An 8,684-nucleotide genomic window follows, 5' to 3' on the forward strand; every position below is an offset into this window, starting at 1 on the left:
CGCGGGGAACTGCGCGACCAGCCCCCACCGGCCTCAGGGCGCGAGACGACCTTCCGCCCCGCGGCGATGGCGGACCCGCCCTCCACGTACGCTGGAAGCGATCGTCACCCCCCCCGCACCACTCGCATCAGCGGAGCACCTTTGAACGACCAGTCGGCCCCGTCGAGCGGACGCCCCGGCGGCAAGGCCACCCAGGGCAAGCCGCACCGCCGCCCGAAGAAGGACCCCGTCCGCATCCTCGCCTTCGAGGTGCTGCGCGCGGTGGACGAGCGCGACGCCTACGCGAACCTCGTCCTGCCCCCGCTCCTGCGCAAGGCCCGGCAGAAGGGGGACTTCGACAACCGCGACGCGGCGCTCGCGACCGAGCTGGTCTACGGGACGCTGCGCCGGCAGGGCACGTACGACGCGATCGTGGCCGCCTGCATCGACCGCCCGCTGCGCGAGGTCGACCCCCCGGTGCTCGACGTCCTGAACCTGGGCGTGCACCAGCTGCTCGGCACGCGGATCCCGACCCACGCCGCGGTCTCCGCCTCCGTGGAGCTCGCCCGGGTCGTGCTCGGCGACGGCCGCGCCAAGTTCGTCAACGCGGTGCTGCGCAAGGTCTCCCGGGACGACTTCGACACCTGGGTCGAGCGGGTCGCCCCGCCGTACGACGAGGACCCCGAGGACCATCTCGCGGTCGTCCATTCGCATCCGCGATGGGTCGTGTCGGCGCTGTGGGACTCGCTCGGCGGCGGCCGGGCGGGCATCGAGGATCTCCTCGACGCGGACAACGAACGCCCCGAGGTGACCCTCGTGGCACGCCCCGGACGCACCACGGCCGACGCGGTCCTCGCCGAGGTCGGAGAGGAGTCCGGGCTCCCCGGCCGCTGGTCGCCGTACGCGGTGCGGCTCGCGGAGGGCGGCGAGCCCGGCTCGTTCGACGTCGTGCGGTCCGGGCGGGCCGGGGTCCAGGACGAGGGCAGCCAGCTCGTCGCTCTCGCACTCGCGAACGCGCCGCTGGACGGCCCCGACACGCGGTGGCTGGACGGCTGTGCGGGCCCCGGCGGCAAGGCCGCCCTGCTCGCCGGGCTCGCCTCGCAGCGTGGCGCGACCCTGCTCGCGTCCGAGAAGCAGCCGCACCGTGCGGGCCTCGTCGCCAAGGCGCTGGACGGCAACCCGGGCCCGTACCAGGTGATCGCCGCCGACGGCACGCGCCCGCCGTGGCGCCCCGGCAGCTTCGACCGGGTCCTGATGGACGTCCCGTGCACCGGGCTCGGTGCCCTGCGGCGCCGCCCGGAGGCCCGCTGGCGTCGCCGTCCGGAGGACCTGGAGGGCTTCGGCCCGCTGCAGCGCACGCTGCTGCGGACCGCCCTGGAGGCGGTGCGGGTCGGCGGCGTCGTCGGGTACGCGACCTGCTCGCCGCACCTCGCCGAGACCCGGGCCGTCGTCGAGGACGTTCTCAAGTCCGCGCAGGGCGCCGAACTGATCGACGCGCGGCCCCTGTTCGAGGGCGTCGCGGGGCTCGGCGAGGGCCCCGACGTGCAGCTCTGGCCGCATCTGCACGGCACCGACGCGATGTACCTGGCGCTGATCCGGCGCACCTCGTGATCGTTTCGTAAGGTGCGGGTTCCCGCTCTGGTCTGGACCGGGGCGGGCAACCGGCGCCGGGCATGGCAGTCTTGGGTCATGGCCGCGCAGATCAACCCCAGCATCCTGTCCGCCGACTTCGCCCGCCTCGCGGACGAGGCGCAGGCGGTCGACGGCGCCGACTGGCTCCACGTCGACGTCATGGACAACCACTTCGTGCCGAACCTGACCCTGGGCGTCCCGATCGTGGAGTCGCTGGCGCGGGCGACCTCCACCCCGCTGGACTGCCACCTCATGATCGAGGACCCCGACCGCTGGGCCCCTCAGTACGTGGAGGCGGGCGCCGGTTCCGTGACCTTCCACGCGGAGGCCGCGCACGCCCCGGTCCGGCTGGCCAGGGAGATCCGGTCCCAGGGGGCGCGCGCGTCGATGGCCCTGAAGCCGGCGACGGCGATCGAGCCGTACGAGGACCTCCTGCCCGAGCTGGACATGCTGCTGATCATGACGGTTGAGCCCGGCTTCGGCGGGCAGGCGTTCCTGGACATCATGCTGCCGAAGATCCGCCGTACCCGTGAGCTGATCGCGAAGCACGGACTCGAGCTGTGGCTGCAGGTCGACGGCGGGGTGTCGGCGGCGACGATCGAGCGCTGCGCCGAGGCGGGCGCGGACGTGTTCGTCGCCGGTTCGGCGGTATACGGGGCGAAGGATCCGGCGGAGGCGGTCCGTGCACTGCGCACCCAGGCGGAGTCCGCCACGGCTGCCGCCGCGTGGGCGTGCGGCCACTGAGCGACGGGTTTGTGAACGGGGGCCATCGGGGCTGATCGACCGGGCCGAATCTGCAAGGATGAACAACAAATCCGGTTGTGAACAGCCGTGTGAGCCGTGACAGCGGTGTGTGACGTGTGAGTCGTGAACGTGTGAGTCGTGAAGAAGAGCAGTGAGGAGATCGCCGTGTCCGCATCATCGGCGGGACGCGCAGCCCTGCGGATGGGACCCGCGGAGCTCGTGCAGGCGGCGGCCATGGCCCGTCGCTTCTACCTCGAGGGCAAGTCCAAGATCCAGATCGCCGAGGAGTTCGGCGTGAGCCGCTTCAAGGTGGCCCGGGTCCTGGAGACCGCCCTCGAGCGAGATCTCGTGCGCATCGAGATCCGGGTGCCCGCCGAGCTGGACGCGGAGCGCTCCGACGCGCTGCGCGCCCGCTACGGGCTGCGGCACGCCGTCGTGGTCGAGTCCCCGGCGGAGGCGGACGAGTCGCCCGACCCGGAGAACCTGGGGGAGGTCGCCGCGGACCTGCTCGGCGAGCTCGTCACCGAGGGCGACGTCCTGGGCCTCGCCTGGGGCCGCTCCACCATCCACATGGCCGCTGCCCTCGACCGGCTGCCGCCGTGCACCGTGGTGCAGCTGACCGGTGTGTACGACGCGGGCACCGCCGAGCGCGGCTCCGTCGAGGCCGTGCGCCGCGCCGCCCAGGTCTCCGGCGGCGACGCCCACCCCATCTACGCGCCGATGCTGCTGCCGGACGCCGCGACCGCCGCGGCCCTGCGCAACCAGACGGGGATCGCCCGCGCCTTCGAGTACTTCGACAAGGTCACCGTCGCGTGCGTGTCGATCGGCTCGTGGGAGCCCGGCATCTCGACCGTGCACGACATGCTCAGCGACGAGGAGCGCGCGCACTACGCCTCGCTCGGCGTCGCCGCGGAGATGTCCGCGCACCTCTTCGACGCGCAGGGCCGGCGGGTCGGCCGGGACCTCGGTGAGCGCTGCATCACCGTCGAGGCGGACCGGCTGCGGCGCATACCCGAGGTCGTCGCGATCGCGGGCGGCCAGCGCAAGGCCGCCGCCATCGACGCCGTCCTGCGCTCGGGTCTGGTCACCAGCCTCGTCACCGACACGGCCGCGGCCGACTTCCTGCTGACGGCGGGACCCGCGCCGCGCCCCGCGCTGCAGCGCGCCGACCCCGACGGGGTCTGACCCGGCGCGCCCCGTGCGGGGTGCCCCGGAGCCGGGCGGGCACGCCGGCGCCGTGACAGCATCTGATCATGCTGTCACGGATGCTCGGCGGGCTTCTCGTCTGTCTGGGCCTGTTCGTCACGGGCTGTTCCACCGGGAGCGGCACGCCCGCGGGCCCGTCCTCGCCGACCGCGCGGTCCGCGCCCTCCTGGGCCGCGGGCATGGCGACCGTCCGGGAGGCGGACCTGCCCGCCGAGGCGCGTGCGACCCTGCGGCGCATCGACGCCGGTGGCCCCTTCCCGTACGCCAAGGACGGGACCGTCTTCGGGAACTTCGAGGGCGAGCTGCCCGAGGAGAAGCGCGGGTACTACCACGAGTACACCGTGCGCACCCCGGGCGAACGCGACCGCGGTGCGCGCCGCCTCGTCACCGGGAGCGGCGGCGAGACGTACTACACCGATGACCACTACGAGTCGTTCAAGGCGGTGCTGCGATGAGCGGGCTTCCCGCGTCCCCGGCCGACTGGACCGTGCGCACGCTCGACCTGGCGGGGGCGGCGGACAAGGCCGCGCTCCTGGACCGGACCGCCGACGCGCTGGCGCTGCCCTCCTGGTTCGGGCGGAACTGGGACGCCCTCGCCGATGTGCTGGGCGATCACGGACTGATGCCCGCAGGAGCGGCCGTCCTCGTCGTGTCCGGCTGGCGTGAGTTCGAGGCGCGCGATCCCGGGGCCTGGTCGGTCGCCGTCGAGGTCTTCGCCCAGGCCACGGCGATCACCGTGCTGCTCGCCCTCGGAGGTCCGGACGATCCGGGCTCGGATGATCATCCAAGGCCCGCCCCCTGACCTTGGGACGTTCGGCCCGGAGACGTCCTCGCGGGCGGCGTGGGAAAATGAAGTACGTGCTTTGTGCTCCGGCGGCACTCTTCCGGGGCCCCCTTCTACCGACTGGGATGTCCGCACGTGCGTTTCCTCAATGACATCAAGCCCGCGTACGACCTGACGTACGACGACGTCTTCATGGTGCCGAGCCGGAGCGCCGTCGGCTCCCGCCAGGCCGTGGACCTCTCGGCGCCGGACGGCACGGGCACCACGATCCCGCTGGTCGTGGCCAACATGACCGCGATCGCCGGCCGCCGCATGGCCGAGACGCTGGCCCGCCGCGGCGGCCTCGTCGTCATCCCGCAGGACATCCCGATCGAGGTCGTCACCGAGGTCATCGGCTGGGTCAAGACACGCCACCTCGTCCTCGACACGCCCATCGTGCTGGCCCCGCACCAGACCGTCGCCGACGCGCTGGCCCTGCTGCCCAAGCGCGCGCACAACGCGGGCGTCGTGGTCGACGAGGAGCAGCGTCCGGTCGGCGTCGTCACCGACCAGGACCTGAGCGGCGTGGACCGCTTCACGCAGCTGTCCGAGGTCATGTCGAAGGACCTGCTGCTGCTCGACGCGGACATCGACCCGCGCGACGCCTTCAACAAGCTGGACGGCGCCAACCGTCGCTACGCCCCGGCCGTGGACCGTGAGGGCCGCCTCGCGGGCATCCTCACCCGCACCGGCGCGCTGCGCGCCACGCTCTACACCCCGGCCACGGACGCGGACGGCAAGCTGCGCGTCGCGGCGGCCGTCGGGATCAACGGCGACGTGGCGGGCAAGGCCCAGCAGCTGCTCGACGCGGGCGTGGACACGCTCGTCATCGACACCGCGCACGGCCACCAGGAGTCGATGATCGAGGCGATCCGCAAGGTCCGCGCGCTCGACCCGCAGGTGCCGATCGTCGCGGGCAACATCGTGGCCGCCGAGGGCGTCAAGGACCTCATCGAGGCGGGCGCCGACATCATCAAGGTGGGCGTCGGACCCGGCGCCATGTGCACCACGCGCATGATGACCGGCGTCGGCCGGCCGCAGTTCTCCGCCGTTCTCGAGTGCGCCGCCGAGGCGAAGAAGTACGGCAAGCACGTGTGGGCCGACGGGGGAGTGCGCCACCCGCGCGACGTCGCCATGGCGCTCGCCGCCGGCGCGTCCAACGTGATGATCGGCTCCTGGTTCGCCGGGACCTACGAGTCCCCGGGCGACCTTCAGCACGACGCCCAGGGCCGTGCCTACAAGGAGTCCTTCGGCATGGCCTCGGCCCGCGCCGTGAAGAACCGCACCAGCGACGAGTCCTCCTACGACCGCGCCCGCAAGGCGCTGTTCGAGGAGGGCATCTCCACGTCGCGGATGTTCCTCGACCCGCAGCGTCCGGGCGTCGAGGACCTGATCGACTCGATCATCGCGGGCGTCCGCTCCTCCTGCACCTACGCCGGCGCCTCCTCGCTCGCCGAGTTCGAGGACAAGGCCGTCGTCGGCATCCAGTCCGCGGCCGGCTACGCCGAGGGCAAGCCGCTGCACGCCAGCTGGAGCTGACCGCCCAGGGCCTCCGAAGCACCGCCGAACCCCGCGCCCCGCACCAGGGACGCGGGGTTCGGTGCGTCAAGGGGTACGCAATGGACGTAACGGACCACGCAACGAACACCCGTCTGCCGGGCCGCTGCGCAACGATCTTGCGAGGGTGCGCAAGGTTGCTGCATTACAGCCGGGAAGCCGTGTCCTCTAGAGTCATCCGCTGTACGTGGCGTGGCGGGGGACGGCCTGCTCGGCGGTCCCCGGTCAGGGCGTGGGCCGCCGCGTCCCCCGCAGCCCATCCGGCAGCGACGAAGGAGCCCGGCCCGTGCTCGATCACGGCGCACCCCCGCGCACCCCCACCGCCGAGACCGCACCCGCGGGCCTCGGCACCCGACTCATGCGGCGCAAGCCGGTGGAACGCCTGGTCGCGGAGGGCGGACAGGGTGAGGGCGGCTCGCTGCGGCGCTCGCTCGGACTCTGGCAGCTGACCATGATCAGCATCGGTGCCACCCTCGGCACCGGCATCTTCGTCGTGCTCGGCGAGGCCGTCCCCAAGGCCGGTCCCGCGGTCACGCTGTCCTTCGTGATCGCCGGCCTGACGGCCCTCTTCTCGGCGCTCTCCTACGCCGAACTGGCCGGCACGATCCCGGTCGCCGGGTCCTCCTACTCGTACGCATACGCAACGATGGGCGAGCTCGTCGCCTGGATCTGCGGCTGGTGCCTGGTCCTCGAGTACGGCGTCTCGGTGGCCGCCGTCGCCGTCGGCTGGGGCGAGTACCTCAACGAACTGCTCGACGGCACGATCGGCGTCACCATCCCCGACGCGCTCTCCGCGCCGCCCGGCGACGGCGGCATCTTCAACCTGCCGGCGCTCATCGTGGTGCTGCTCGCGATGGCCTTCCTGCTCGGCGGCGCCCGCGAGTCCGCCCGCGCCAACACGATCATGGTCTGCGTGAAGATCGCGGCCCTGCTGCTCTTCTGCGCGATCGGCCTCAAGGGCTTCCAGTCCGGCAACTACGAGCACTTCATGCCGCTCGGCATGGCGGGCGTCAGCGCCGCCGGCGCCACGCTCTTCTTCTCCTACATCGGCTTCGACGCCGCCTCCACCGCCGGCGAGGAGGCCAGGAACGCGCAGCGCGACCTGCCGCGCGCCATCATGCTCTCGCTGGTCATCGTCACCGCGCTGTACGTCCTCGTCGCGGCGGTCGCCGTCGGCGCCCGGCCCTGGAAGCAGTTCAGTGACTCCGAGGCCGCGCTCGCCGGGATCATGAAGGACGTCACCGGCCAGTCGTTCTGGGCCACCCTGCTGGCCGCCGGTGCGGTCATCGCCATCGCCTCGGTCGTGCTGACCGTCCTCTACGGCCAGACCCGCGTCCTGTTCGCCATGTCGCGCGACGGCCTCGTGCCCAAGGTCTTCTCGAAGGTCCACCCGAGGACCGGCACGCCGCGCGTCAACACGGTCATCGTCTCCCTCTTCTGCGGCGTCCTCGCCGCGGCGATCCCGCTCGGCCAGCTCGCCGACGCCACCAGCATCGGCACGCTCTTCGCCTTCGCCCTGGTCAACATCGCCGTCATCGTGCTGCGCCGCACCCGCCCCGACATGAAGCGCACGTTCCGGGTGCCGCTCTCGCCCGCGCTGCCGATCATCGGCTTCGGCCTCTGCGTGTGGATGATGGGCAGTCTGTCCGCGATCACCTGGATCGTCTTCGGTGTCTGGATGGCCGTCGGGCTCGTGTTCTACTTCTGCTACGGGATGCGTCGCTCCCGCCTGGCTCCTGCACCCGCCGGTGCAGACGCAGAGAAGTGAACCGCCTGTCTTGCTGAACGATCTCGACGAACGCATCGTGCACGCCCTCGCCGAGGACGCCCGCCGCTCCTACGCCGACATCGGCCAGCTCGTCGGCCTGTCCGCGCCTGCCGTGAAGCGGCGCGTGGACCGGCTGCGGGCCACCGGCGCCATCACCGGCTTCACCGTGCGGGTGGACCCGGCGGCGCTCGGCTGGGAGACCGAGGGGTTCATCGAGATCTACTGCCGCCGCAACACCTCGCCGGACTCGATCCGGCGCGGCCTGGAGCGCTACCCCGAGGTCGCGGCCGCCTCCACCGTCACCGGGGAGGCGGACGCGCTCGTCCAGGTCTTCGCCTCCGACATGCGGCACTTCGAGCGCGTCCTGGAGCGCATCGCGGGCGAGCCCTTCGTCGAGCGGACCAAGTCCGTCCTCGTCCTCTCCCCGCTGCTGCGCCGCTTCACCAGCGGCTCGCCCGCCTGAGTCCGCTCAGTCGGTGCGGTACTCCGGCCGCCAGGGCAGCACCTGGAAGTCCCCGGTGCCCTTCTTCACCTTCTCGAACGGCGGCGCGCTCATGCAGCGCGGCACCTCGAGGCGGTCCGCGTCCGGGTTCGACCAGGTGTAGCCGAGCCGGTCCCTGTGCCCGTCGTCGGTCACGGAGATACCGACCCGCCTGCCCAGGTGCGGGGAGTCCGACTCCGTGACGACCCCCGTCATCACGGCCGTCCGCCCGCCGGTCATCAGGCAGTCGATCCGGCCCTTCGCCCAGGCGCCCTCGCCGTTCTTGTAGTGACTGAACGAGAAGGTGCCGTAGGCCTTCTCCGGCGACATGTTGTCCTTCGCCGCCAGATGCGCGTCGAACGTGAACGTGATGTCCTCGTGCGCCGCGGCCGGCCGCCACAGCCGGGCCGAGCCGGTCAGCGCCGCCGCCTCGCGGGAGACCGCGTGCTGCCGCGCCGTGGCCGGGCCGTCGAGGTCGACGCCGGCCGCGGCCG

Annotated in this window: 8 protein-coding genes and 1 pseudogene; 8 read left to right on the forward strand and 1 reads right to left on the reverse strand. The window is 72.5% G+C overall.

All coding sequences use genetic code 11. The features are described 5' to 3' along the window. Window positions 1-141 precede the first annotated feature (141 nt). From GTW43_RS04625 to GTW43_RS04660, 8 genes are all read left to right on the forward strand, one after another. On the forward strand, window positions 142-1,590 hold the full coding sequence (locus GTW43_RS04625; RefSeq protein WP_161300333.1) for a transcription antitermination factor NusB: 1,449 nt from the start codon (window positions 142-144) through the stop codon (window positions 1,588-1,590). Between the two features lie 78 nt (window positions 1,591-1,668). Continuing rightward, window positions 1,669-2,355 carry a ribulose-phosphate 3-epimerase gene (rpe, locus tag GTW43_RS04630; RefSeq protein ID WP_161300334.1) on the forward strand — a complete coding sequence of 229 codons (687 nt, stop codon included), beginning with the start codon at window positions 1,669-1,671 and terminating at the stop codon, window positions 2,353-2,355. Window positions 2,356-2,556: 201 nt separating this feature from the next. Beyond that, a complete protein-coding gene (locus GTW43_RS04635; RefSeq protein WP_161300340.1) occupies window positions 2,557-3,540 on the forward strand; it encodes a sugar-binding domain-containing protein in 984 nt (327 codons plus the stop codon). A gap of 68 nt (window positions 3,541-3,608) precedes the next feature. After that, a complete protein-coding gene (locus GTW43_RS04640; protein WP_161300335.1) occupies window positions 3,609-4,016 on the forward strand; it encodes a ribonuclease domain-containing protein in 408 nt (135 codons plus the stop codon). After that, window positions 4,013-4,363: a barstar family protein gene (locus GTW43_RS04645; protein WP_161300336.1), complete on the forward strand. Its 351-nt coding sequence runs from the start codon at window positions 4,013-4,015 to the stop codon at window positions 4,361-4,363. Before GTW43_RS04640 ends, GTW43_RS04645 begins: the two co-directional genes overlap by 4 nt. 117 nt (window positions 4,364-4,480) lie before the next feature. Beyond that, entirely contained in the window at window positions 4,481-5,923 is a 1,443-nt protein-coding gene (locus GTW43_RS04650; protein WP_161300337.1) for a GuaB1 family IMP dehydrogenase-related protein, read from the forward strand. Between the two features lie 304 nt (window positions 5,924-6,227). After that, complete coding sequence (locus tag GTW43_RS04655; RefSeq protein WP_161300338.1) at window positions 6,228-7,709, forward strand: amino acid permease; 1,482 nt, start codon at window positions 6,228-6,230, stop codon at window positions 7,707-7,709. A 10-nt stretch (window positions 7,710-7,719) separates the two neighbouring features. Further along, window positions 7,720-8,172: an Lrp/AsnC family transcriptional regulator gene (locus tag GTW43_RS04660; protein ID WP_161300339.1), complete on the forward strand. Its 453-nt coding sequence runs from the start codon at window positions 7,720-7,722 to the stop codon at window positions 8,170-8,172. Window positions 8,173-8,178: 6 nt separating this feature from the next. On the opposite strand, the pseudogene GTW43_RS04665 reads toward GTW43_RS04660, so the two are convergent. Next, window positions 8,179-8,684, reverse strand: a pseudogene (locus GTW43_RS04665) (hypothetical protein); the annotation flags it as partial.

This window comes from Streptomyces sp. SID5785 (genome assembly GCF_009870065.1).
GTDB lineage: Bacteria > Actinomycetota > Actinomycetes > Streptomycetales > Streptomycetaceae > Streptomyces.